Origin of the sequence: Klebsiella sp. Q11, from assembly GCF_964241505.1 — a bacterium.
Classification (GTDB): Bacteria; Pseudomonadota; Gammaproteobacteria; order Enterobacterales; family Enterobacteriaceae; genus Klebsiella; species Klebsiella michiganensis.
The window spans coordinates 178,387-200,373 of sequence record NZ_CAXSXW010000002.1 but is presented as its reverse complement, the minus strand read 5'-3'; the positions used below and the strand labels follow the sequence as shown (position 1 = coordinate 200,373).

General features: G+C 57.0%; 24 protein-coding genes. 15 read left to right on the top strand and 9 right to left on the bottom strand.

Annotated features, from left to right (window positions below; genetic code table 11):
• The 3 genes from rfaC to ACESQ2_RS03365 are packed head-to-tail and all read left to right on the top strand — an operon-like array spanning nt 1 to nt 3,024.
• Nucleotides 1-972 carry a lipopolysaccharide heptosyltransferase RfaC gene (rfaC, locus tag ACESQ2_RS03375; RefSeq protein WP_025107811.1) on the top strand — a complete coding sequence of 324 codons (972 nt, stop codon included), beginning with the start codon at nt 1-3 and terminating at the stop codon, nt 970-972.
• A complete protein-coding gene (locus tag ACESQ2_RS03370) occupies nt 972-1,880 on the top strand; it encodes a sugar glycosyltransferase (RefSeq protein WP_014839787.1) in 909 nt (302 codons plus the stop codon). Before rfaC ends, ACESQ2_RS03370 begins: the two co-directional genes overlap by 1 nt.
• On the top strand, nt 1,858-3,024 hold the full coding sequence (locus ACESQ2_RS03365; RefSeq protein ID WP_345911806.1) for an O-antigen ligase family protein: 1,167 nt from the start codon (nt 1,858-1,860) through the stop codon (nt 3,022-3,024). Before ACESQ2_RS03370 ends, ACESQ2_RS03365 begins: the two co-directional genes overlap by 23 nt.
• A 26-nt stretch (nt 3,025-3,050) precedes the next feature.
• On the opposite strand, the gene ACESQ2_RS03360 is transcribed toward ACESQ2_RS03365, so the two are convergent.
• Together ACESQ2_RS03360 and ACESQ2_RS03355 are read right to left on the bottom strand one after the other, a co-directional pair.
• Nucleotides 3,051-4,133: a glycosyltransferase family 9 protein gene (locus tag ACESQ2_RS03360; RefSeq protein ID WP_046876799.1), complete on the bottom strand. Its 1,083-nt coding sequence runs from the start codon at nt 4,131-4,133 to the stop codon at nt 3,051-3,053.
• A 21-nt stretch (nt 4,134-4,154) separates the two neighbouring features.
• Nucleotides 4,155-5,117 carry a polysaccharide deacetylase family protein gene (locus ACESQ2_RS03355; protein ID WP_046876800.1) on the bottom strand — a complete coding sequence of 321 codons (963 nt, stop codon included), beginning with the start codon at nt 5,115-5,117 and terminating at the stop codon, nt 4,155-4,157.
• Nucleotides 5,118-5,228: 111 nt separating this feature from the next.
• Between ACESQ2_RS03355 and rfaQ the strand changes: the two genes are divergently transcribed.
• From rfaQ to coaD, 7 genes are all read left to right on the top strand, one after another.
• Complete coding sequence (gene rfaQ, locus ACESQ2_RS03350; RefSeq protein WP_025107815.1) at nt 5,229-6,305, top strand: putative lipopolysaccharide heptosyltransferase III; 1,077 nt, start codon at nt 5,229-5,231, stop codon at nt 6,303-6,305.
• A complete protein-coding gene (locus ACESQ2_RS03345) occupies nt 6,302-7,429 on the top strand; it encodes a glycosyltransferase family 4 protein (protein WP_102803687.1) in 1,128 nt (375 codons plus the stop codon). The genes rfaQ and ACESQ2_RS03345 overlap by 4 nt, the downstream gene beginning before the upstream one ends.
• A 2-nt stretch (nt 7,430-7,431) precedes the next feature.
• Complete coding sequence (locus ACESQ2_RS03340) at nt 7,432-8,526, top strand: glycosyltransferase (RefSeq protein ID WP_373170157.1); 1,095 nt, start codon at nt 7,432-7,434, stop codon at nt 8,524-8,526.
• Nucleotides 8,527-8,556: 30 nt separating this feature from the next.
• Nucleotides 8,557-9,546 carry a glycosyltransferase gene (locus tag ACESQ2_RS03335; RefSeq protein WP_014227248.1) on the top strand — a complete coding sequence of 330 codons (990 nt, stop codon included), beginning with the start codon at nt 8,557-8,559 and terminating at the stop codon, nt 9,544-9,546.
• 92 nt (nt 9,547-9,638) lie between these two features.
• Nucleotides 9,639-10,913 carry a lipid IV(A) 3-deoxy-D-manno-octulosonic acid transferase gene (waaA, locus tag ACESQ2_RS03330; protein ID WP_014227249.1) on the top strand — a complete coding sequence of 425 codons (1,275 nt, stop codon included), beginning with the start codon at nt 9,639-9,641 and terminating at the stop codon, nt 10,911-10,913.
• Entirely contained in the window at nt 10,913-11,683 is a 771-nt protein-coding gene (locus ACESQ2_RS03325; RefSeq protein ID WP_038423862.1) for a glycosyltransferase family 2 protein, read from the top strand. The genes waaA and ACESQ2_RS03325 overlap by 1 nt, the downstream gene beginning before the upstream one ends.
• Nucleotides 11,684-11,685: 2 nt before the next feature.
• Nucleotides 11,686-12,162: a pantetheine-phosphate adenylyltransferase gene (gene coaD, locus ACESQ2_RS03320; RefSeq protein ID WP_004106901.1), complete on the top strand. Its 477-nt coding sequence runs from the start codon at nt 11,686-11,688 to the stop codon at nt 12,160-12,162.
• A gap of 123 nt (nt 12,163-12,285) precedes the next feature.
• Here the strand turns inward: coaD and mutM are convergent, their stop codons facing one another.
• The 4 genes from mutM to radC form a co-directional block, all read right to left on the bottom strand.
• Nucleotides 12,286-13,095, bottom strand: a complete 810-nt coding sequence (mutM, locus tag ACESQ2_RS03315) for a bifunctional DNA-formamidopyrimidine glycosylase/DNA-(apurinic or apyrimidinic site) lyase (RefSeq protein WP_014227251.1) — start codon at nt 13,093-13,095, stop codon at nt 12,286-12,288.
• A 199-nt stretch (nt 13,096-13,294) separates the two neighbouring features.
• Nucleotides 13,295-13,462, bottom strand: coding sequence for a 50S ribosomal protein L33 (gene rpmG, locus ACESQ2_RS03310; RefSeq protein ID WP_003024094.1), 168 nt, complete (start codon nt 13,460-13,462; stop codon nt 13,295-13,297).
• Between the two features lie 20 nt (nt 13,463-13,482).
• Complete coding sequence (rpmB, locus tag ACESQ2_RS03305) at nt 13,483-13,719, bottom strand: 50S ribosomal protein L28 (RefSeq protein WP_002436699.1); 237 nt, start codon at nt 13,717-13,719, stop codon at nt 13,483-13,485.
• Between the two features lie 216 nt (nt 13,720-13,935).
• Complete coding sequence (gene radC, locus ACESQ2_RS03300; RefSeq protein ID WP_004126657.1) at nt 13,936-14,601, bottom strand: DNA repair protein RadC; 666 nt, start codon at nt 14,599-14,601, stop codon at nt 13,936-13,938.
• Nucleotides 14,602-14,776: 175 nt separating this feature from the next.
• On the opposite strand from radC, the gene coaBC reads away from it, so the two are divergent.
• The 3 genes from coaBC (at nt 14,777) to slmA (ending at nt 17,198) form a co-directional block, all read left to right on the top strand.
• Complete coding sequence (gene coaBC, locus ACESQ2_RS03295) at nt 14,777-15,988, top strand: bifunctional phosphopantothenoylcysteine decarboxylase/phosphopantothenate--cysteine ligase CoaBC (RefSeq protein WP_014227252.1); 1,212 nt, start codon at nt 14,777-14,779, stop codon at nt 15,986-15,988.
• On the top strand, nt 15,966-16,424 hold the full coding sequence (gene dut / locus ACESQ2_RS03290) for a dUTP diphosphatase (protein WP_004855506.1): 459 nt from the start codon (nt 15,966-15,968) through the stop codon (nt 16,422-16,424). Before coaBC ends, dut begins: the two co-directional genes overlap by 23 nt.
• 177 nt (nt 16,425-16,601) lie before the next feature.
• Nucleotides 16,602-17,198, top strand: coding sequence for a nucleoid occlusion factor SlmA (slmA, locus tag ACESQ2_RS03285; RefSeq protein ID WP_004855507.1), 597 nt, complete (start codon nt 16,602-16,604; stop codon nt 17,196-17,198).
• A 152-nt stretch (nt 17,199-17,350) separates the two neighbouring features.
• On the opposite strand, the gene pyrE is transcribed toward slmA, so the two are convergent.
• Both pyrE and rph read right to left on the bottom strand, forming a co-directional pair.
• Nucleotides 17,351-17,992 carry an orotate phosphoribosyltransferase gene (gene pyrE, locus ACESQ2_RS03280; RefSeq protein WP_004855508.1) on the bottom strand — a complete coding sequence of 214 codons (642 nt, stop codon included), beginning with the start codon at nt 17,990-17,992 and terminating at the stop codon, nt 17,351-17,353.
• Between the two features lie 65 nt (nt 17,993-18,057).
• The gene (rph, locus tag ACESQ2_RS03275) at nt 18,058-18,774 is read right to left on the bottom strand and encodes a ribonuclease PH (RefSeq protein WP_004106921.1); all 717 of its coding nucleotides are present in this window, start codon (nt 18,772-18,774) and stop codon (nt 18,058-18,060) included.
• Nucleotides 18,775-18,897: 123 nt separating this feature from the next.
• On the opposite strand from rph, the gene ACESQ2_RS03270 reads away from it, so the two are divergent.
• On the top strand, nt 18,898-19,761 hold the full coding sequence (locus tag ACESQ2_RS03270) for a YicC/YloC family endoribonuclease (protein WP_004855510.1): 864 nt from the start codon (nt 18,898-18,900) through the stop codon (nt 19,759-19,761).
• Between the two features lie 73 nt (nt 19,762-19,834).
• On the opposite strand, the gene ACESQ2_RS03265 is transcribed toward ACESQ2_RS03270, so the two are convergent.
• Nucleotides 19,835-21,094, bottom strand: a complete 1,260-nt coding sequence (locus tag ACESQ2_RS03265) for a chloride channel protein (protein ID WP_049069646.1) — start codon at nt 21,092-21,094, stop codon at nt 19,835-19,837.
• Between the two features lie 274 nt (nt 21,095-21,368).
• Between ACESQ2_RS03265 and ACESQ2_RS03260 the strand changes: the two genes are divergently transcribed.
• Nucleotides 21,369-21,986, top strand: coding sequence for a trimeric intracellular cation channel family protein (locus ACESQ2_RS03260; protein ID WP_014227255.1), 618 nt, complete (start codon nt 21,369-21,371; stop codon nt 21,984-21,986).
• Nucleotide 21,987 lies beyond the last annotated feature (1 nt).

Below are 21,987 nucleotides of genomic sequence, written 5' to 3'. Positions count from 1 at the left end.
ATGCGGGTACTGATCGTAAAAACCTCGTCCATGGGCGACGTGCTGCACACGCTGCCCGCGCTGAGCGACGCCGCGCTGGCCTTTCCCGGCATTCGTTTCGACTGGGTGGTTGAAGAAGGCTTCGCGCAGATCCCTTCCTGGCATGAGAGCGTCGACCGGGTCATCCCGGTGGCGATTCGCCGCTGGCGCAAGGCGTGGTTTTCCGCGCCGATCAAAGCCGAGCGCAAGGCGTTCCGCGAGGCCGTGCGCGCGGAAAAGTACGACGCTATCATCGATGCCCAGGGGCTGGTGAAGAGCGCCGCTCTGGTCACCCGACTGGCCCGCGGCGTGAAGCACGGTATGGACTGGCAGACCGCCCGCGAGCCGCTGGCGAGCCTGTTTTACAACCGTCGTCACCATATCGCTAAACAGCAGCACGCCGTTGAGCGCACCCGCGAGCTGTTCGCGAAAAGCCTCGGCTACGCGAAGCCGGAAACCCAGGGCGACTACGCGATCGCCCGCCATTTTTTGCGTCAGGCTGACCCGTCCGCTGCGCCGTATCTGGTGTTCCTCCACGCCACGACGCGCGATGATAAACACTGGCCGGAAGAGAACTGGCGGGCGCTTATCGCCCTGCTTGCCGACAGCGGCGTACGTATCAAACTGCCGTGGGGCGCCCCCCATGAAGAGGCGCGGGCCGGACGCCTGGCGGAAGGGCACGATTTTGTCGACGTCCTGCCGCGCATGAGCCTGGAGCAGGTAGCCCAGGTGCTGGCCGGCGCGCGCGGGGTCGTTTCCGTCGACACGGGGCTGAGCCATCTCACCGCCGCGCTCGATAAACCGAACTTCACGCTGTACGGCCCGACCGATCCGGGGCTGATTGGCGGCTACGGTAAAAATCAGCACGTGGTGCGCCCGGAAAGCGGCAGCAGCACGGGCGATATTCCCGCGTCCCGGGTTCGGCAACTGTTGAAATCTCAGGAACTGGCTTAATGGGTTCATTATTTAAGCAGATCTATCGCTACACGCATCGACGCGCCTTTCGCCATAACGAAAATCTCTGGCCGTTTACCCATATCACGCGCGCGGCGAGCGGCGAAATCCGCACCCTGAAATACAAAGGGAAAGCGGTTCCGCTGGTCAATCTCAGCGAACTGAAGGATAGCGCTCAGGGCGAGGTGCTGCTGACCGCCACCGGCCCCTCTACGCGCCGCATCGATTTTACGCTGCTGCCGAAAAGTATTCCGGTGATGGGGGTGAACGGCGCCTGGCATCTCTCTGATAAAATTAAATTTTCGCTCTATACCATCGTGGATATGGAGTTTTACGATAAAAAACCGGACGTGATCCGTTCGGTGATTAGCCAGGCTGACATTGTGCTCTTCACCACCATGCACGGTATCGCCAAAATCCTCGACCGCCACGGCGCAGAGCTTCGCTGTCGTTTGGCATTAATTGAAGACGCCTGTTATAAAATTTATCAGCCTAAAGTCGCCAAAAATGCGATACAGCAGGCCTGGCGCGGCGTCCCCGCGCTACGCTTTCATCCGCAAAGGCAGGATATTTGCTTTAGCACCGACATTCGTCACGGCATTTTCGATGCCGGAACCGTGGTCTACTGGGCACTGCAAATTCTGATGTGGCTGGGATTTAAAACCATTCTGATAAGCGGGCTGGATATGAGTAATTTCAACCAGCCGCGATTCTACGAAACGGAACAGGATAAACTCCCCTCCTGGCTGGCAAATAAGGTGGATGACCTGGTCATGCCGTCCTTTTCGCACGCTGCCAACGTGCTGCAACAAAACCATATTCGGGTCGTCAACTTCTCGTTAGAAAGCGCGGTTCCGGAAACGATTTTCGAAAAGGTTTCTTTTGATGAGTACTTTAAAAATAAGTAATTACGCCAGACAGGGCTACACCGTTTTCTTCACTTTGTTTCTGTTTTTTAGCGCTATTTTCTGCGTATCAACCCGGACAAATAACCTCCTTCATTTATCTATTTTGCTCTTTTTGCTTTCACTGCTTAACAAAGACAATCGTCAGGCAATAGCGGAAAGCATCCGCCAGCGGTGGCCGGTTTATAGCCTGCTGGTCGTATTCTGCGTGTACTATGCGCTGAGCAATATTTGGGGGCAGACGCCGCAGCATATCGATTCCCCTGTGACCCACGGCACCTATTTAATTTTCTATCTTCTGCTGCTGACAACGCTACTTGGCCATCCCCGGACCCGACATCTGGCGCTGCTGAGCGTCGTGGCCGGGATTACGGTACTCTCCGTCTGGACGATGGCGATCGACTTCACGCTGGTCCTCAAGGAACGCCTGGTTTCGCCGGAGAATCCCGGCCCGACCAACGTGATCGACCTGGCGGGCTATTGCGGTATCGGTATCCTTATTTGCGCGATGCTGCTGAAGGAGAAAGGCAGCCACCTGCTGTATGTGCCGATGGCTATCATGCTGGTGATGCTGTTTCTGACCCAAAGCCGCGGCCCGATTATCGCGCTGCTGGTGGCGTTTATTTGCACCCTGCACCTGCACGTCTTTACCCGCCGCAACCTTCTGATTGTCGCCGCGTTAGCGTTGGTTCTGGGCGCGCTTTTCTTCTTTACGCCAACGGGAGACCTGCTGCTGGCGCGCTTTGAAGAGCTGGGCACCCAAAGCGGATTGCGCTTGAGTATCTGGCACCATACGCTCCAGGAAGTGGCCAGCCAGCCGTGGCTGGGTCGGGGCTTTGACTACGAGCTGAACTTTACCAACTACAGCGGCGAGCATATCACTACCACCCACAGCGTCTATCTTGGTGCTCTGTTGAAAGGCGGCATAATCGGCCTGGCGCTGCTGCTGGCGGTGATTGCCGGAGGGTTATGGCAGGCATGGCGTAAACAGCAGCATGGCCGCTACGGGCTGGCGATTTTTATCTATGCGCTGATTTTTATGGCCTCGCAGGGCATGTTTATCATCAGCAACCCTCGCGAAAGCTGGCCGCTGTTTTGGCTGCCGCTGGGCATCGCGCTGAGCGGCAGCCTGAAGGCGAAACGCTAAGAGAAGGGCCCGCAGCGGGCCCTTTTTTATGCCTGCTGGCGAGCGGCGATCAGGGCATCCGCCTGCGCTTTGATCGCCGGCCAGACCGCGTCAATGGTCATGTCGGCGACGTTAGTCTCTTCGCAGACAATTTGTCTGGCCTTGTCATAACCCGGCGCCCAAATGGTATAGCCTGGCAAACCGGTATCTTTGAGTTTACGTTTGTTGTAAACCGCCACCATGGGCTTGTCGAACGCGCGAGCAATATGCACGATGGCGGTATCCGCCGTAATCACCAGATCGCAATGGCGAACAATCTCAACCGCTGAATTAATATTGCTATCTGGCAGATGCAGCGCCGTTTCCAGATTAAGCTGACGAATTTTCTCGCTATGCCCGACCATCACGACGCTGATTTTATAAGGGAGCGTATATAAGCGTTCAATCAGAGCAGAAACCTGATGACGGCAAAAGTCTTTATCCGTTGAGGCGGTAAACGGGTTTATGGCAATACAGAGCTGACTCCCCTTGTGCTGAGACAGCAGTGTTTTGACTCTTTCCCGCTCAAAAGCATCGCCGGGCAGATGATAGTGGTAATGAGGGTGTTCTATGCCAAATAGCCTGGCGACGGCTTTATAGCGCGCGGAAATATGGCTGCTGCTATCCAGAAAAGGGATGGAGTGATCGTAAAGCTTATATTCTTGTTTATTAAAACCGATAACGCAGCCAGGGCGTAAATCAGCCAGCAGTTTAAAACGCTCGTAGGTTTTCACGTCATCAAAATCAACGACCGCGTCAAATCCTGCCGCACGCAGTGCGTTTAACGCCATCCGCGGCTGATATAAATAAACCTGCTCAAGAAAATCCGCACCGGCAAGCATCTGCTTACAAACCGGCCCGGTAAGAACCGAAACCTTATAGCCCCGGTCAGCTAAAAGCTTTGCGCAGCCGGTCGTTACGACCATATCCCCAACTTTGTCATCCAGGCGCAATAATAAAACATGCTGAATCTTCGCGGAATTAAAGGGCTGGCGTGCGCTTTTATTTCTGTAACGATAGTTAATTAAATTAAACTTAATTTCGCGGAAGAAGGCATTTTTCTTCCGCGTAAACTGCTTCACGATACGCATACGGTACCTGGTTGTGATCTTTTATCGCTGTGTGAGTTTCTGTTGGTAGTACTCCGCCAACGTCATTCCCTTCACCTGCGGCGCCAGCCAGCTGAAAAAAGCGTCCAGATCGGCATATAAGCGCTCGATATCCTGCTCGTTTTTAAACGTTGGGCTGCCGCCGGGCATGTACTCTGAAGAGTGGAGCATATATTCGACGTAGTCATTACCCTGAGTCAACGTTTGTTCGACCACTTTTTTCATCGTCTCAACGTTGCCGCCCATCGGACGCAGCCAGTGTACCGACGGCGAGCGTACTTTGCCGCGCAGGCGATCGTAGCCCTGCTTCAGGCTATTCATCCACGCGGAATGCTTGTACTGAATGCTCATCGGCACTTCCAGCAGCGATGATTGCCCTTCACGACGGATATCATTCTCGTCAAGAAAATAGGCGTGCTGCGGGAAATGACGGTAATCGGTACCGCCGTCGCCCTGCGGCGCGCCTTTCGCCGTCTTCCAGTTCACCCTCGGGGTAACCGAGCAATCCACCAGATAGCCATACTCCACCAGCAGACGCGCGTAGCGCTCGTCAAACGCCCAGCGCCCGGCGCGATGGCTGACCATTTTGGTCTGAAAGGTGTCCTCCAGCAGGCGGGTCATATAGTCGACTTTTGCCCGCATCGCCGCATCGCTGTACTCGATCAAATACGGTTTATGTCGCCAGTCGTCATCGGTGAGCGGATCGGTCGGCGGGCTGTTCCACGCGTGGAGATGCATACCGATTTCCGCGGTTCCCCGGGCGATCGCATCTTTGGCAAATTCGATATAAACCGGGTCGATAGCCATTTCATAGTTGGTCAACCAGACCGGTTTAAAAGCATACTTTTCGCAAAGCTGCTGAAAACGCGGTAGATAGCGCGCATTCTCGGTGGTGATGCTGTCATGTTTTTGCCAGAGGTTATCACCCTCTGTATCAATCGTGATGAGAAATGCGGGTTTGTGCACGAAAACGTCCTCAGGCCATACGTATCGGGTCATGGTAGAGCAAGACAAGGCTTCTCTCAATCTATCTGATCCCCTAGAATCGGAGCCCTGCCCCTGAATGAAGAATAGAGAATGACGCCTGAAACCCGCACTTCCGGCCGCGTGAACCCGGCGCGAATCCTGGTTATTAAGCTTCGCCATCATGGCGATATGTTATTGATAACGCCGCTTATTCACGCGCTTAAGCAGCAATATCCCGCCGCCAGCGTGGATGTGCTGCTTTATGAAGAAACCCGGGATATGCTCGCAGCGAATACGGATATCCGCCACATTTACGGCATTGACCGGCGCTGGAAAAAACAGGGCGCCGGCCATCAGCTGAAGATGGAGTGGCGGCTGATTCGCACGCTCCGCCAGCAGCGCTACGATATGGTGCTCAATCTTGCCGATCAGTGGCCCAGCGCGATCATCACCAAACTGACCGGGGCGGCCATCCGTATCGGCTTTGACTTTCCGAAGCGTCGCCACCCGGCCTGGCGTTTTTGCCATACCGCCCTCGCTTCAACCGAGCGGCATAACCAGCTGCATACCGTGCAGCAGAATCTGTCGATTCTGGCGCCGCTTGGGCTGGATATTGCTGACGCGCCGGCGACGATGGGCTACAGCGAGCAGGACTGGCGCGCCAGCCGCGCGCTGCTGCCGGCAGGATTTCAGGATAACTATATCGTCATTCAGCCCACCTCCCGCTGGTTCTTTAAGTGCTGGCGCGAAGGGCGGATGAGCGCCCTGATAAACGCGCTTTCTGAAGCAGGCTACCCGGTCGTGCTGACCTCCGGCCCTGACGCCAGAGAGAAGCAGATGATCGACACCATTATGGCGGGCTGCCCCAATGCTCGCCTGCACTCCCTCGCCGGGCTGCTCACCCTGCGCCAGCTGGCGTCCGTCATCGACCATGCCCGCCTGTTTATCGGCGTCGACTCCGTGCCGATGCATATGGCCGCCGCGCTCGGTACGCCGCTGGTGGCGCTATTCGGCCCCTCCAAGCTCACCTTCTGGCGTCCATGGCAGGCGCAGGGCGAGGTGATTTGGGCGGGTGATTTCGGAGCGATTCCCGATCCTGACGACATTGATACCAACACCAACGAACGCTTTCTCGATTTAATCCCCACCGACGCGGTTATCGCGGCGGCGAAAAAGGTACTGGCATGAGTAAATTCAGGCTGGCTCTGGTACGCCAGAAGTATCGCCCGGACGGCGGCGCGGAGCGCTTTGTCTCCCGCGCGCTGGAAGCCCTCGACGACAGCGATCTTGAACTGAACGTCATCACCCGCGAATGGCAGGGGCCGGTGAAGCCCGAGTGGAACATCCACATCTGCAATCCGCGCAAATGGGGGCGGATCAGCCGCGAGCGAGGATTTGCCGACGCCGCCCGCCAGCTGTGGCAGCGCGAAGCCTTCGATCTGGTGCAAAGCCACGAGCGTATCCCCGGCTGCGACCTGTACCGCGCCGGAGACGGCGTGCACCGCCGCTGGCTGCAGCAGCGCTCGCGCATTTTGCCCGGCTGGAAAAGCCGCCTGCTGTTTGCCGACCGCTACCATCGTTATGTAATGCAGGCCGAGCGCGACATGTACCAGGACGCGCACCTGCGCGGCGTTATCTGCAACGCGGAGATGATTAAACGCGAGATTATTGAAGACTTCGGCCTGCCGGCGGAAAAAATCCACGTTATCTATAACGCTATCGATAACCAGCGTTTTCTGCCGCCGACGGAAGAAGCCTTTGTCGCGCTGCGCGCCAAATGGAATCTGCCGCGCCAGGCGACCTGCCTGATCTACGTCGGCTCCGGCTTTGAGCGCAAGGGGCTGGATGCGGCGATCCGCGCCATCGCGCCGACCAACCGCTACCTGCTGGTGGTGGGCAAAGATAAAGAGCAGGGCCGCTATCAGCAGCTGGCGAAAACGCTGAACTGCGAGGAGCGGGTGCGCTTCTTCGGCATGCAGTCGGAAACCCTGCCGTTCTATCAGATGGCCGACGGCCTGCTGCTGCCGACGCTGTACGATCCGTTTCCCAACGTCATTCTCGAAGCGATGGCCTGCGGCCTGCCGGTGATTACCACTACCGGCTGCGGCGGCGCGGAGTTTATTGTTCAGGGCAGCAATGGCTACGTTTGCGATGCGCTGGATATCCCGGCCCTGCAGGAGTCGGTTAGCGCCCTGCCCACCCGGGCGTTAGGCTCTGCGCAAGGCGAACGCGCCCGCGAGCGCATCATGACCTGCACCAGCGAACGTCTCTCGGCGCAGCTGCTCTCCCTCTATCAGGATTTGGTGAAATAACGATGCGCATACTGTTTGTTATCGACGGCCTGCCCGGCGGCGGCGCGGAAAAAGTCGTGCTGACGCTGGCAGCGCATTTTCTTAGCCAGGGTGAACAGGTATCACTTTTTTCCCTGCGCGACGTCTGCGATTATCCGCTGCCGGAAGGGCTGGATTATCAGGTCATCGCCGATCGCTGCCGCAAGCCGTGGCGCAAGCTGACGGAGCTGTCCCGACGCGCGCGCCAGCTTGATGCGGCAATCGAGAAAGCAGAACAGCAGGGCCGTTTCGATCTGGTGCTCTCGAATCTGCATAAAACCGACCGCATTGTCTCCCGCAGCCGCCTGCTGAACGGGCGCAACGTCTGGTTTTGCCTGCACGGCGTGTTCTCCGCGTCCTATCTCGGACACCGCAGCGGTTTTGACCGCTGGCTGAAACAGCAGAAAATCGGGCGCGTTTACCGGGGACGCAACGTCGTCGCCGTCTCCGATGCGGTAGGTCAAGACCTGGTCGAGCAGTTCGCTATTCGCCCTGCCCAGCTTAAAACCATCTATAACCCGTTTGATATCCCCGCGCTGCGCGCCGCGGCCGAAGAATCCAGCCAGCGCCCCGACGGCGACTATATTATCCACGTGGGCCGCTTTCATCCCGGTAAACGCCACGACCGCCTGATTGAGGCCTATGCGCAAAGCGGTATCGATGCGCCGCTGGTGCTGCTGGGGCAGGGAAAACCGGAACAAGAACAGCGCCTGCGCCAGCTGGCGCAGCAGCTACAGGTTGCCGATCGCGTCCTGTTTAAGGGCTTCCAGAAAAACCCGCTGCCGTGGATTAAAGGCGCGCGGATGCTGGTCCTCAGCTCCGATAGCGAAGGCTTTGGCAACGTGGTGGTTGAGGCGCTGCTGCTGGATACGCCGGTCGCCAGCACCCGCTGCCCGGGCGGCGTGACCGAGATCCTCACCGGCGAGCTGTCGCGTGGCCTGGCGGATCTCAACAGCCCGGCGCTGGCTCAGACGATGCAAAGCATTTACCATAGCCCGCCGGCCATCGACGCAGCGGCGCTGGAGAAGTTCAGCGTGGCATCGATTTGTCAGCAGTATCGTCAGCTGCGCAGCGCCTGACGCCGTTATTCAACCAGGATCGAATGAGTTATGAGTCAAACGCCTTTACTAAGCATCGTAGCCGCCGTCTATAACGGCGAAAAATTCCTTGCGCAATTCTTTGAGTGCCTTGAGCAACAGCAGCTGGAAAGCTATGAACTGATCCTGGTGAACGACGGGTCGACGGACGGCAGCCTTGCGGTTATCGACCAGTGGAAAGAGCGCCTGCAAAACGTGCTCGTGCTGGAGCAGGAAAACCAGGGCGTGTCGGTGGCGCGCAATACCGGCCTCGCCGCGGCGACGGGTAAGTACCTGACCTTCCCGGATATCGACGATAAGCTTTACCCGGGCATGTACCGTACGCTTCTGGAGATGGCGGAAAAGGGCAATCTAGACGTCGCCACCTGCAACGGCCGCTACGTCTACGAGACGAAAAAAGATATCCATCCTATTTTTCCGCTGGACCGGCTGCAGTCGACCGGCGTTTTGCCCGGCCACGTCTGGTTAAAGCAGGCGCTGGATTCTCGTAAGTTCCTGCATGTCACCTGGCTGAATATCTACCGCCGGGAGTTTATCGCGAGCCACCGCTTCCACTTTGAGCCTGGCCTGCGCCATCAGGATATTCCCTGGACCACCGAAGTGCTGCTGGCGGCAGAACGCGTGCAGTACACCAGCGAACAGTTCTACGATTACTATATTCACTCGGAATCGGTGTCGCATAAGCCGGACAACGACGACACGCTGATGCGTTCAGCGCGCCACTATATGAAGATTCTTGAGATGCTGGACGCCATCAACCAGCGCTATCCGGACAAGGTTCGCGATATTTCCGCCTGCCGCTGGCAGATCGCCAAAGAGGGGCTGGGAATTATTCATACCTTCGATAGCATGAAAGATGAGTCAAAAAAGCATATTATCATTAAAGAGTTCTTTGACCGCGGTATCTGGCGCCTGATCTGGAAAAACGCCCGTACGTTCCGTCTACGCTGGCGTCTTGGACGCCGCTATCTGCGCATCAAGCGCTATCGCGACGCGGCTTAATACTGAATCCCTTAGTTTCCGCCAAAGAGATAGCTTTACGCGGGTTAAATGCTTAGAATTTGCCCGCAAAAACATAAATACGGATAAATCGCTTGGAATTGCTTTATACCGCCCTACTTTACCTCATTCAGCCGCTGGTGTGGCTGCGACTGCTGTTACGCAGCCGTAAGGCCCCTGCCTATCGTAAACGCTGGAAGGAACGTTATGGCTTCTGCCAGAACAAGGTAGAACCGGGTGGCATCCTGCTGCATTCCGTTTCCGTAGGTGAAACGCTGGCGGCAATTCCGCTGGTGCGCGCGCTACGCCACCGTTACCCCTATCTGCCGATCACCGTCACCACCATGACGCCAACCGGCTCTGAACGCGCTATGTCCGCTTTCGGCAAAGACGTGCATCACGTCTATCTGCCTTACGATCTGCCCGGCGCGATGAACCGCTTCTTCAATACCGTTCAGCCGAAGCTGGTTATCGTCATGGAAACCGAACTCTGGCCGAACATGGTCGCCACGCTGCACAAGCGTAAAATCCCGCTGGTAATCGCCAACGCCCGCCTCTCCGAACGCTCGGCGAAAGGCTATGCCAAACTGGGGAAATTTATGCGTCGGCTGCTGAGCCGCATTACCCTTATCGCCGCGCAGAATGAAGAAGACGCCAGCCGCTTTATCGCTCTTGGCCTGAAACGCAATCAGCTGGCGGTCACCGGCAGCCTGAAGTTTGATATTTCGGTCACGCCGGAGCTGGCGGCTCGCGCCATCACCCTGCGCCGCCAGTGGGCGCCGCACCGCCAGGTATGGATTGCCACCAGCACCCACGACGGCGAAGAACAAATTATTCTTCAGGCGCATAAGCAGCTGCTGGAGCGTTTCCCCAACCTGCTGCTGATCCTTGTCCCTCGCCATCCGGAGCGCTTCGGCGACGCCCGCGAGATGGTACAGAAAGCGGGAATGAGCTACACCCTGCGCAGCACCGGCGAAATCCCGTCGAACAGTACCCAGGTGGTGATTGGCGATACCATGGGCGAGCTGATGCTGCTGTACGGTATTGCCGACCTCGCGTTTGTCGGCGGTAGCCTGGTGGAGCGCGGCGGCCATAACCCGCTGGAGCCCGCCGCCCATGCGATACCGGTACTGATGGGTCCGCACACGTTCAACTTCAAAGATATCTGCGCCAAGCTGCAGCAGGACGATGGACTGATTACCGTCACCGACGCCGACTCGCTGGTAACGCAGGTGTCTAACCTGCTGACCGATGAAGATTACCGTCTGTGGTACGGTCGCCATGCGGTGGAAGTTCTGCACCAAAACCAGGGCGCGCTCTCCCGTCTGCTACAGTTATTGCAACCCTATCTGCCGCAGCGGAGCCACTAATGTCGCCTCGACTCTCGGTCGTGATGATCGCCAAAAACGCGGTGGATCTGCTGCCTGATTGTCTGGCGTCGGTAAGCTGGGCCGATGAGATAGTGCTGCTGGATTCCGGCAGCAGCGACAACACCGTCGAACTCGCCCGCAGCCAGGGCGTTCAGGTGCATGTCAATCGCGACTGGCAGGGCTACGGTATTCAGCGCCAGCGCGCTCAGGCCTACGCCACCGGCGACTACGTGCTGATGATCGATACCGACGAGCGCGTCACTCCGGAGCTTGCGCAGTCTATCCGCAGCGTGCTGGCCGCACCGCAAACTGGCGCGATATACAGCATCGCCCGGCGCAACTATTTCCTTGGCCGCTTTATGCGCCACAGCGGCTGGTACCCCGACCGCGTGATGCGCCTGTACGAACGCGACCGTTACCGCTATAACGATAATCTGGTCCACGAATCTCTCGATGCCCAGGGTGCGCGGGTTATCGAACTCGCGGGCGACCTGCTGCATCTGACCTGCCGTGATTTCTCCGGCTTTCAGCAAAAGCAGCTGGCCTACGCCGCCGCCTGGGCGCAGGAGCGCCATCAGAGAGGCAAAAAGACCTCGCTGGCCGCTATCTTCGGCCATACGCTGGGCGCCTTTGTGAAAACGCTGCTGCTGCGCGGGGGCATTCTGGATGGGAAACAAGGTTGGCTGCTGGCGGTGGTCAACGCGCAATACACGTTTAATAAATACACCGAGCTGTGGGCCCTGAGCCGCGGCTACTCGGAGAAAGTGTGATTATGAGCACAAAAGCGATCTATCCGGGAACCTTCGACCCTATCACCAACGGCCATATCGATATCGTCACCCGCGCGGCCAGCATGTTCGATAAGGTGCTGCTGGCTATCGCCGCCAGCCCGAGCAAAAAGCCGATGTTCACTCTCGACGAGCGCATCGCGCTGGCCACCCAGGCAACGGCGCATCTGGTCAACGTTGAGGTTATTGGCTTCAGCGATTTAATGGCCAATTTTGCCCGCGCGCAGCAGGCGAACATTTTAATTCGCGGCCTGCGGGCGGTGGCGGATTTTGAATATGAGATGCAGCTGGCGCATATGAACCGTCATTTGATGCCGACGCTGGAGAGCGTGTTTCTGATGCCGTGCAAAGAGTGGTCGTTTATCTCCTCTTCGCTGGTGAAAGAAGTGGCGCGCCACCAGGGCGACGTATCTCACTTTCTGCCGGCAAACGTTCACCAGGCGCTGCTGAAGAAGCTGTAATCCTGCGCCATCGGGGCTCTTCCCGGAGGCGATGCTGCGCATCTGTCCGGGCTACCGGACCAAGCGCAGCCCTGTAGCCCGGCTAAGCGCAGCGCAAGCCGGGTTCACGGCAACCCCCGCACTTTACTTCTGGCACTGGCGACAATAAAACGTCGCCCGCTGGGCGTGTTTACTGCCGATAACCGGCGTCCCACAAATGCGGCACGGCTCGCCCTTGCGGCCATACACCTGCAGCTCCTGGGCAAAGTAGCCCGGTTTACCGTCGCTTTGCAGGAAATCTTTCAGCGTCGTCCCGCCCTGTTCGATGGATCGCAGCAGGACCAGCTTAATCACTTTCACCAGCTGCTCGCACTCCTCGCGCGACAGCGAAGAAGCCAGCCTGTCGGGGTGAATGCCCGCCGAAAAGAGCGATTCGCTGGCGTAGATATTGCCCACCCCGACCACCAGCTTGTTATCCATTAGCCAGGGCTTAATCGCGGTTTTTTTCTTCGCGCACTTCGCCTGCAGATAATCGGCGTTGAACTCATCGCTCAGCGGCTCCGGCCCCAGATGCGCCAGCACCGGATGCCCTTCCAGCGCTTTGGTCCACAGCCAGGCGCCAAAACGACGCGGGTCGGTATAGCGCAGCACCTTGCCGTTACTCATCACCAGGTCCACGTGATCGTGTTTTTCCGCGGGCAGCTCTTCGCTCAGGATACGCAGGCTTCCCGACATCCCAAGGTGGACGATAATCCAGCCGTCGGGCAGTTCCAGCAGCAGATATTTAGCGCGGCGGCGTACGCTGAGCACCGGAACGTCGCTCAGACGATAGATCTCTTCGGAGACCGGCCAACGCAGGCGCCCGTTGCGCACAACGGCGTGCAGGATGGTGGCTCCCACCAGGTGCGGCTCAATGCCGCGGCGGCTGGTTTCTACTTCAGGTAATTCAGGCATTCTTTTCTCGAACAAAAACGGCAGGATGCACTATCTTACCGCGTTCAGCGACGAGGTTCAGGGCAATTATTGTTCAGCATGCTCTTCCGCCTGGCGCAGGGGGTAAACGTTCGCCAGCGCCAACGGTGTAGACGGTAGCGTAGTCTTGATAACAAAAAACCCCGCCGAGGCGGGGTTTTTCTTTACAAGGAATCTAAAATTATTTGATTTTAGCTTCTTTGTATAAAACGTGCTGACGGACAACTGGATCGAACTTTTTCAGTTCCAGCTTTTCCGGCTTAGTACGTTTGTTCTTCGTGGTGGTATAGAAGTGACCAGTACCAGCAGAAGAAACCAGCTTGATTTTCTCACGAATACCTTTAGCCATGACTTATTTCCTCTAAGTACTTAGTACTTTTCGCCACGGGCACGCAGTTCGGACAGAACTGTATCGATGCCTTTCTTATCAATAACACGCATACCTTTAGCAGATACGCGCAGGGTGACAAAACGCTTCTCGCTCTCAACCCAGAAACGGTGAGAGTGCAGGTTCGGCAGGAAACGGCGTTTAGTCGCGTTCAGTGCGTGGGAACGGTTGTTACCGGTCACCGGACGCTTGCCAGTAACTTGGCAGACTCGGGACATGTCTATTCTCCAAAAATCAAATTAGCTCGAGCTTCGTATGGGGTATTGGCGCCTCGTCAGGCTTTACAGCCCGGTCATCGCAGTTCTAAGCGAACTCTCGATTGCCAGGCCCAAATGCCAAACCCGAGATTCTCAAAGGTGGCGTAGTATACGCTGACTCGGCGATGTGCTCAAGTCCCGAACAGACAAAGATCCCGATGGATCGCGCGATCGGGGCTAAATCCAGCCGCGTTCAGCAAAAGATACGTACGCTCCGCGGCCAATAACAAGGTGATCCAGCACACGTATATCCATGAATCGACAACATTTTATCACTCTTTCGGTAATCAACCTGTCGGCCTTGCTCGGCTCAGGACTACCGGATGGATGATTATGTGCCAGGATCACCGCGGCGGCGTTCACTTTGATGGCTTCGCGTACGATTTCTCGCGGATGCACCTCAACGTGGCTAAGAGTACCAGAAAAAAGGCGGCTATGTTTCAATACCCGGTTCTGATTATCTAAAAAGATCACCATGAAGATCTCACGCTCTTCGTCGGCCAGCTGGCTTTGCAGAAATTCCCGCGTCATCGACGGGGTAACCAGCGAGGGTTCTTCCGTCATTCGCAGGCTAAAATAGCGTCGCGCCAGTTCAGCAATCCCTTTTAGCTGCGCATATTTCGCCAGACCAATGCCTTCCACCTCAGCAAACTGCGACTCTTCCGCCGATAGCAGGCCGTACAGCGAGCCAAAACGCTGTAGCAGCTCCCGCGAAAATGTCATCACGTCCTGCGTGCGGGTACCGGTACGTAAAAATAGCGCCAACAGCTCAATATCCGACAAAACTTCGATACCGTAGCGCTGCATCTTTTCCCTCGGCATGAGGGATTCTTGTATTTCCATCGCGGCATCTCCTTCCCACTGCGCGCTATCCTGGCACAGCCTTTTTGCGCCGCCGAGATGCAAGTTTTATCCCTGCGTAGCGCCTCGCAAAGTGTATCTCCGCGAGGCACACGATGCCGTCAGGATTGTGATAAGATGCGCGAATTCTGGTGTACCGCAACAGGAAAAAATCATGATGAGTCTGGCTGGTAAAAAGATCGTTCTTGGCGTGAGCGGCGGCATTGCTGCCTATAAAACGCCGGAACTGGTGCGCCGCCTGCGTGACCGCGGCGCGGATGTCCGCGTCGCCATGACGGAAGCCGCAAAAGCCTTCATTACGCCATTAAGTCTACAGGCGGTATCCGGTTATCCGGTTTCCGACAGCCTGCTCGACCCGGCCGCCGAAGCGGCGATGGGCCATATTGAGCTGGGGAAATGGGCCGACCTGGTCATTCTTGCCCCCGCCACCGCCGACCTAATCGCTCGCGTCGCGGCAGGGATGGCCAACGATCTCGTTTCGACGATTTGTCTCGCGACGCCGTCGCCGGTCGCCGTCGTGCCCGCCATGAATCAGCAGATGTATCGCGCCGCCGCCACCCAGCATAATCTGGACGTCATTGCCGCCCGCGGTCTGCTGGTCTGGGGCCCGGACAGCGGCAGCCAGGCCTGCGGCGATGTTGGCCCGGGGCGGATGCTGGACCCGCTGACCATTGTGGATATGGCCGCGCAGCATTTCTCGCCTGTCAAAGATTTGCAACATCTGAACATCATGATTACCGCGGGCCCCACCCGCGAGCCGCTGGATCCGGTGCGTTATATCACCAATCACAGTTCTGGTAAGATGGGCTTCGCGATTGCCGCCGCCGCCGCGCGCCGCGGGGCGAACGTCACGCTGGTGAGCGGCCCGGTTTCGCTGCCTACGCCGCCGTTTGTACACAGAATTGATGTCACCACCGCGCTGGAAATGGAAGCCGCGGTGCAAAACAGCGCGCCTCAGCAGCATATTTTTATTGGTTGTGCGGCGGTCGCTGACTACCGTGCGGTCGCCATCGCCGAAGAAAAAATCAAAAAACAAGGTGATGAATTAACCCTGAAAATGGTTAAAAATCCGGATATCGTCGCAGGGGTCGCCGCGCTTAAGGCCAACCGCCCTTACGTCGTTGGGTTTGCCGCCGAAACAAATAATGTGGAAGAATACGCACGGCAAAAGCGAGCCCGCAAAAATCTTGATCTGATTTGCGCCAATGATGTTTCTCAGCCAAATCAGGGATTTAACAGCGACAGCAATGCATTACACCTTTTCTGGCAGGAGGGAGATAAGCGCTTACCACTTGAGCGCAAGGAACTCCTGGGCCAATTATTACTCGACGAGATCGTTACCCGTTATGATGAAAAAAATCGACGTTAAGATTCTGGACCCGCGTGTTGGTCAGCAATTTCCGCTGCCGACCTATGCCACCTCCGGCTCCGCCGGACTTGACCTGCGAGCCTGTCTCGATGACGCCGTAGAGCTGGCTCCTGGCGCAACGACCCTCGTGCCAACCGGTCTGGCGATTCATATTGCCGATCCCTCTCTGGCGGCGGTGATTCTCCCGCGCTCCGGACTGGGCCATAAGCACGGCGTCGTACTGGGTAACCTGGTCGGTCTGATTGATTCTGACTATCAGGGCCAGCTGATGGTTTCCGTCTGGAACCGCAGCCAGCAGAGCTTCAGCATCGAACCCGGCGAGCGTATCGCGCAAATGGTGTTTGTGCCCGTTGTGCAGGCAGAATTTAACCTGGTGGAAGATTTTGACGCCACCGATCGCGGCGAAGGCGGCTTCGGTCACTCAGGGCGTCAATAAGCCCGGCGATAGACAAAACTCTTTCGGGGCGCTGCCGGCAAAAGGGCTGCCTGAAGGATGAAGTGGAACCAGCATCGCAAAGCGCACTAATGCAATAACATCACCGCAGGCAACAGCTTGCGGTCGCTTTGTGGGTGCCTGCCTGACAAGTGCTTTTTTTCAGGGGTATTTTAAAACATGGCAGAAAAACAAACTGCGAAAAGGAATCGTCGCGAAGAAATACTTCAATCTCTGGCGCTAATGCTTGAATCCAGCGATGGAAGTCAGCGCATTACCACAGCGAAACTGGCGGCGTCCGTTGGCGTATCCGAAGCGGCTCTGTATCGGCACTTCCCGAGCAAGACCCGCATGTTTGACAGCCTGATTGAATTTATTGAAGACAGCCTGATTACGCGCATCAATTTGATTTTAAAAGATGAAAAAGACACCTCAGCGCGCCTGCGTCTGATTGTGCTGTTGATTCTTGGGTTTGGCGAGCGTAATCCTGGGCTGACAAGAATTCTGACCGGCCATGCGCTGATGTTTGAACAGGACCGTCTTCAGGACCGCATCAATCAGCTGTTCGAGCGCATTGAAGTTCAGCTGCGTCAGGTGTTGCGTGAAAAGAAAATGCGCGAAGGCGAAGGCTATACCGTCGATGAAGCCCTGCTGGCCAGCCAGCTATTGGCATTCTGCGAAGGGATGCTATCGCGCTTTGTGCGCAGCGAGTTTAAATATCGCCCGACGGACGATTTTGACGCCCGCTGGCCGCTGGTCGCCGCCCAGCTGAAATAATTCTCGCCGGTCTCTGTGCAGCCCGAAGGGCTGCATCTCTTCCCGCAGGAATGCCCGGCATTATCCGCATTGATACCCAGGCGCTCTTCTCGCCTCGGCTGGCCGTTTTGCCAGCAATCGACCCGACAGACCGTTGCCTGCCGGGCAGATGTTTATACGCCGTACGCTTCGCGATAGGCGCGAACGGCAGTCAGGTGTTCAGCCATTTCCGGCTTCTCTTCCAGATAGCTAATCAGGTCTTTCAGCGTCACGATGGAAATTACTTTACAGCCGTAGTCGCGCTCAACTTCCTGAATCGCGGAGATTTCGCCGCGTCCGCGTTCCTGACGATCCAGAGAGATCAGTACGCCGGCCAGCTCAGCGCCGTTGGCCTGAATAATTTCCATCGATTCCCGAATCGCGGTGCCTGCGGTAATCACATCATCCACCAGCATCACGCGGCCCTGCAGCGCACTCCCCACCAGGTTTCCGCCCTCGCCGTGAGTCTTCGCCTCTTTGCGGTTAAAGCAGTAAGGCAGATCGCGGTCATGGTGTTCCGCCAGCGCGACCGCCGTGGTAGTGGCGATAGGGATGCCTTTATAGGCCGGGCCGAACAGCAGGTCAAAATCAATCCCGGAATCCACCAGCGCTTCGGCGTAAAAACGGCCTAACAGTGCCAGATCGCGCCCGGTATTAAACAGGCCGGCGTTGAAGAAATAGGGGCTCTTGCGCCCGGATTTCAGCGTAAACTCGCCAAACTTAAGTACCTGCTTGTTAAGCGCAAACTCAATAAACTGGCGCTGATACGGTTTCATGGATTCGCTCCTCATCTTACTTTTCTACGGACAAAAAAAAGGCGACTTCTCAGTCGCCTTAAAAACTAGTTTTGCAACGCCGCCTTCTGCGTCGTGACAATGGATTCGATACCCCCCCGGGCCAATGCCAGCAGGGTGAGGAGTTCTTCATGGGTGAACGGCTCGCCTTCCGCCGTACCCTGCACCTCAATGATGCGGCCATCTTCGGTCATCACCACGTTCATATCGGTTTCCGCCGCGGAATCTTCAACGTATTCCAGATCGCAAATCGCTTCGCCATTCACGATGCCTACGGAGACCGCCGCCACCATTCCTTTCATCGGGTTGGTTTTCAGCTTACCGGCCGCGACCAGCTTATTCAGCGCATCGGCCAGCGCCACGCAGGCTCCGGTGATAGACGCGGTACGGGTGCCACCGTCTGCCTGCAGCACATCGCAGTCCAGAGTGATGGTGAACTCACCCAGCGCTTTCAGGTCAACCGCCGCGCGCAGCGCACGCGCGATCAGGCGCTGGATTTCCATGGTGCGTCCGCCCTGCTTACCTTTTGCGGCTTCACGCGCGTTACGCGTATGGGTAGAACGCGGCAGCATGCCGTATTCGGCGGTGATCCACCCCTGGCCCTGGCCTTTCAGAAAGCGCGGCACGCCTTCATCAATAGAAGCGGTGCACAATACTTTCGTGTCACCAAATTCGACCAGCACGGAGCCTTCTGCGTGTTTTGTGTAGTTACGGGTCAGGGTTACTGGGCGCACTTGATTAGCGCTACGGCCTGCTGGACGCATGATGTTCTCCGGCTTGAAACGAATGTGGCTGCGCATTATACGGATAATGCGCGCTTATTCCTATCCTGATAAGGCCTCGAAAGCTATAATCCACCCCACTCTCCTTTAAAAACAGGAACGTCTATGATCCGCAGTATGACCGCCTACGCCCGGCGTGAAATCAAGGGTGAATGGGGTAGCGCCGCGTGGGAACTGCGCTCGGTAAACCAACGATATCTGGAAACCTACTTCCGCCTGCCGGAGCAGTTCCGTAGCCTGGAGCCCGTGGTGCGTGAACGTATTCGCTCCCGTCTGACCCGCGGTAAAGTCGAATGTACCCTGCGTTTTGAGCAGGACCCGAGCGCGCAGGGTGAGCTGATCCTTAACGAAAAACTGGCAAAGCAGCTGGTTAACGCCGCCAACTGGGTCAAAATGCAGAGCGACGAAGGCGAAATCAATCCGGTAGATATTCTGCGCTGGCCTGGCGTGATGTCGGCCCATGAACAGGATCTGGACGCCATTGCCGCCGAAATTCTGGGCGCGTTAAACGGTGCGCTGGATGACTTTATCATCGCCCGCGAAACCGAAGGACAGGCGCTGAAAGCGCTGATCGAACAGCGTCTCGACGGCGTGACGGCCGAGGTGGCTAAAGTACGTGCCCATATGCCGGAAATTTTGCAGTGGCAGCGCGAACGTCTGGTTGCCAAGCTGGAAGATGCGGAAGTGCAGCTGGAAAACAACCGCCTCGAGCAGGAGCTGGTGCTGATGGCGCAGCGTATAGACGTCGCCGAAGAGCTGGATCGTCTGGAAGCGCACGTGAAAGAGACGTGGAATATCCTGAAGAAGAAAGAAGCGGTCGGTCGCCGCCTCGACTTTATGATGCAGGAGTTCAACCGCGAGTCGAACACCCTGGCGTCTAAATCAATCAATGCCGAAGTGACGAACTCCGCCATTGAGCTGAAAGTGCTGATCGAACAAATGCGCGAGCAGATCCAGAACATCGAGTAACGGTTTTTCGCTCGCCAACCCACGCACGGACAAAAGGCCATGGTAAATCATGGCCTTGTATTTTCGCTGCGTTTCAGAAGGCGTAGTTCTTATCCAATATCCGGCAGGTTAAAAATGCCCCTGCGGCGCACAGCAGCGTGGGGGCCAGATAGCTGTGATCCATGTGGGTGAACTCCATCACCAGCGCGACCGCCGTGAGCGGCATCTGCATGGATGCAGCGAGAAACGCCGCCGCGCCGACGAGAGCAAAACTGCCGTAATCTCCGCCGGGAAGCAGCTGTTGCCAGAGCATACACAGCAGCAGGCTGGTCAGGCCGCCGACCGCCAGCCCCGGCGTCAGCAGGCCGCCCTCCGCGCCGCCGCGCAGCACCGCCAGAATCACCACCATTTTCAGCGCCAGCAGCATCGCCGCCCCGGGGAAACCCAGGTCATCGCTGAGAGCCAACTGCATAGGCCCTTTACCGTTTCCCGGAAGCTGGGGGAAATAGAGGCTGAGGACGGCAAGCAGGGAAAACGCCAGCAGACAGAAAACCGGCATCTGCCAGTTGCTTCGAACGCGCGAGCGAGCAGTGCTGGTCGCTTTGCGAAAGAGCCAGGCCCCGGCGCCAAGAATGGGGCCAGCGATAATCGCCCACCAGAGAAATGAATGCGGCAGGATGTCGGAAGTAAAATGGTATTGCGATTCCTCGCCTAACCCGAGCGTTGCCGTCCACGCGGCAATCGCCGAGGTGATAATCGCCGCCAGCGTTTTCTCCCAGCTAAACGACAGCAGCATTACCTCAAGGCTGAATAACGCACCGGCCAGCGGAACGTTATACACCGCCGCCAGGCCCGCACCGGCGCCGCAGGCAACCAGCGTTCGGGTTTCATCCGCCAGCAGTCCCAGCTTACGCGCCACCATCCCTGCCCCCAGCGCGCCCATTTCCCGCGGAGCGACTTCGCGGCCAAGCGGAGAGCCCAGCGCCACGGTGACGATCTGCAACAGGGCATGAATCGTTGTAGTACCCGCAGGCATTGCCACCGAAGGATTTGCCACCGCTGACGCTATTGAGACTCGCTTCTGCCCATAGCGCCCAAGGAGCCACCAGCCGAATCCTGCGATGGCTCCCCCCGCGACGATTGCCGAGAGGCGACGAGGCCAGGATGAATCCGTGACGCCCTGTAGAAATGACTCCGCGCTCACGATCTGCCCGGGGCTGTAGCCAAAGGCCAGGTGCTGAATCGCGTGTAAAATCAGCGCCAGAACCATGCCTGAGAGGCCGGCAAGCAGCCCCGTCAGCACAACGGCAATCAGGCGGGTGAGATAGTTTTTATTGCCAGCTGCTGCAGTCATTTTCTCAGGCCCTGAAGGAGGAAAATAAAAGGATAAAGGTCGAGAGTTAAACAACAGGTATTCATCGCGTTTTCAATATCGATACGCATCGACGGCTTTCACATTACTTTTTATAATTACTAAAAATGAATAAATGACAAATGAACCGTTAAATTCAGCCGATTTAAACCGATCGTGCATTAGTTTAATCAGGTTAAATTCATTCACTTTAGAAAATCTCAATCGTGATCTTGCGCACAAATCGTTAACCTTCCGCCATCACCGTGGGGGATTTATGCTGCTTCATATTCTTTATCTGATTGGGATTACGGCGGAAGCCATGACCGGCGCGCTGGCTGCCGGGCGCCGCCGTATGGATACGTTTGGCGTCATTATCATTGCCACCGCGACGGCCCTCGGAGGCGGTTCAGTGCGCGATATTCTGCTCGGCCACTATCCTCTGGGCTGGGTGCAGCACCCCGAGTACGTCATCATTGTCGCCATTGCTGCGGTCCTGACCACGATTGCCGCGCCGGTGATGCCGCATCTGCGCCGTCTGTTTCTGGTGCTTGATGCGCTCGGCCTGATCGTGTTCTCTATCATTGGCGCCCAGATCGCGCTGGATATGGGCCAGGGCCCGGTCATCGCCTCCATTGCCGCCGTCATCACCGGCGTTTTTGGCGGCGTGCTGCGCGATATGTTCTGCAAGCGTATCCCGCTGGTGTTCCAGAAAGAGCTTTACGCCGGGGTGTCATTCGCCGCCGCGATTTTATACATCGCGCTTCAGCATTACGTCAGCAACCACGATGTGGTGGTGATCTCTACCCTGCTGTTCGGCTTTACCGCCCGCATGCTGGCGCTGCGCTGGAAGCTGGGCCTGCCGGTATTTAACTACAACCATAGCGCACATTAAT

Coding starts and splice junctions, on each gene's coding strand:
- rfaC (WP_025107811.1), top strand. CDS start 1: ATGCGGGTACTGATCGTAAAAACCTCGTCCATGGGCGACGTGCTGCAC.
- ACESQ2_RS03370 (WP_014839787.1), top strand. CDS start 972: ATGGGTTCATTATTTAAGCAGATCTATCGCTACACGCATCGACGCGCC.
- ACESQ2_RS03365 (WP_345911806.1), top strand. CDS start 1,858: ATGAGTACTTTAAAAATAAGTAATTACGCCAGACAGGGCTACACCGTT.
- ACESQ2_RS03360 (WP_046876799.1), bottom strand. CDS start 4,133: ATGCGTATCGTGAAGCAGTTTACGCGGAAGAAAAATGCCTTCTTCCGC.
- rfaQ (WP_025107815.1), top strand. CDS start 5,229: ATGACGCCTGAAACCCGCACTTCCGGCCGCGTGAACCCGGCGCGAATC.
- ACESQ2_RS03345 (WP_102803687.1), top strand. CDS start 6,302: ATGAGTAAATTCAGGCTGGCTCTGGTACGCCAGAAGTATCGCCCGGAC.
- ACESQ2_RS03340 (WP_373170157.1), top strand. CDS start 7,432: ATGCGCATACTGTTTGTTATCGACGGCCTGCCCGGCGGCGGCGCGGAA.
- ACESQ2_RS03335 (WP_014227248.1), top strand. CDS start 8,557: ATGAGTCAAACGCCTTTACTAAGCATCGTAGCCGCCGTCTATAACGGC.
- ACESQ2_RS03325 (WP_038423862.1), top strand. CDS start 10,913: ATGTCGCCTCGACTCTCGGTCGTGATGATCGCCAAAAACGCGGTGGAT.
- coaD (WP_004106901.1), top strand. CDS start 11,686: ATGAGCACAAAAGCGATCTATCCGGGAACCTTCGACCCTATCACCAAC.
- mutM (WP_014227251.1), bottom strand. CDS start 13,095: ATGCCTGAATTACCTGAAGTAGAAACCAGCCGCCGCGGCATTGAGCCG.
- rpmG (WP_003024094.1), bottom strand. CDS start 13,462: ATGGCTAAAGGTATTCGTGAGAAAATCAAGCTGGTTTCTTCTGCTGGT.
- rpmB (WP_002436699.1), bottom strand. CDS start 13,719: ATGTCCCGAGTCTGCCAAGTTACTGGCAAGCGTCCGGTGACCGGTAAC.
- radC (WP_004126657.1), bottom strand. CDS start 14,601: ATGGAAATACAAGAATCCCTCATGCCGAGGGAAAAGATGCAGCGCTAC.
- coaBC (WP_014227252.1), top strand. CDS start 14,777: ATGAGTCTGGCTGGTAAAAAGATCGTTCTTGGCGTGAGCGGCGGCATT.
- dut (WP_004855506.1), top strand. CDS start 15,966: ATGATGAAAAAAATCGACGTTAAGATTCTGGACCCGCGTGTTGGTCAG.
- slmA (WP_004855507.1), top strand. CDS start 16,602: ATGGCAGAAAAACAAACTGCGAAAAGGAATCGTCGCGAAGAAATACTT.
- pyrE (WP_004855508.1), bottom strand. CDS start 17,992: ATGAAACCGTATCAGCGCCAGTTTATTGAGTTTGCGCTTAACAAGCAG.
- rph (WP_004106921.1), bottom strand. CDS start 18,774: ATGCGTCCAGCAGGCCGTAGCGCTAATCAAGTGCGCCCAGTAACCCTG.
- ACESQ2_RS03270 (WP_004855510.1), top strand. CDS start 18,898: ATGATCCGCAGTATGACCGCCTACGCCCGGCGTGAAATCAAGGGTGAA.
- ACESQ2_RS03265 (WP_049069646.1), bottom strand. CDS start 21,094: ATGACTGCAGCAGCTGGCAATAAAAACTATCTCACCCGCCTGATTGCC.
- ACESQ2_RS03260 (WP_014227255.1), top strand. CDS start 21,369: ATGCTGCTTCATATTCTTTATCTGATTGGGATTACGGCGGAAGCCATG.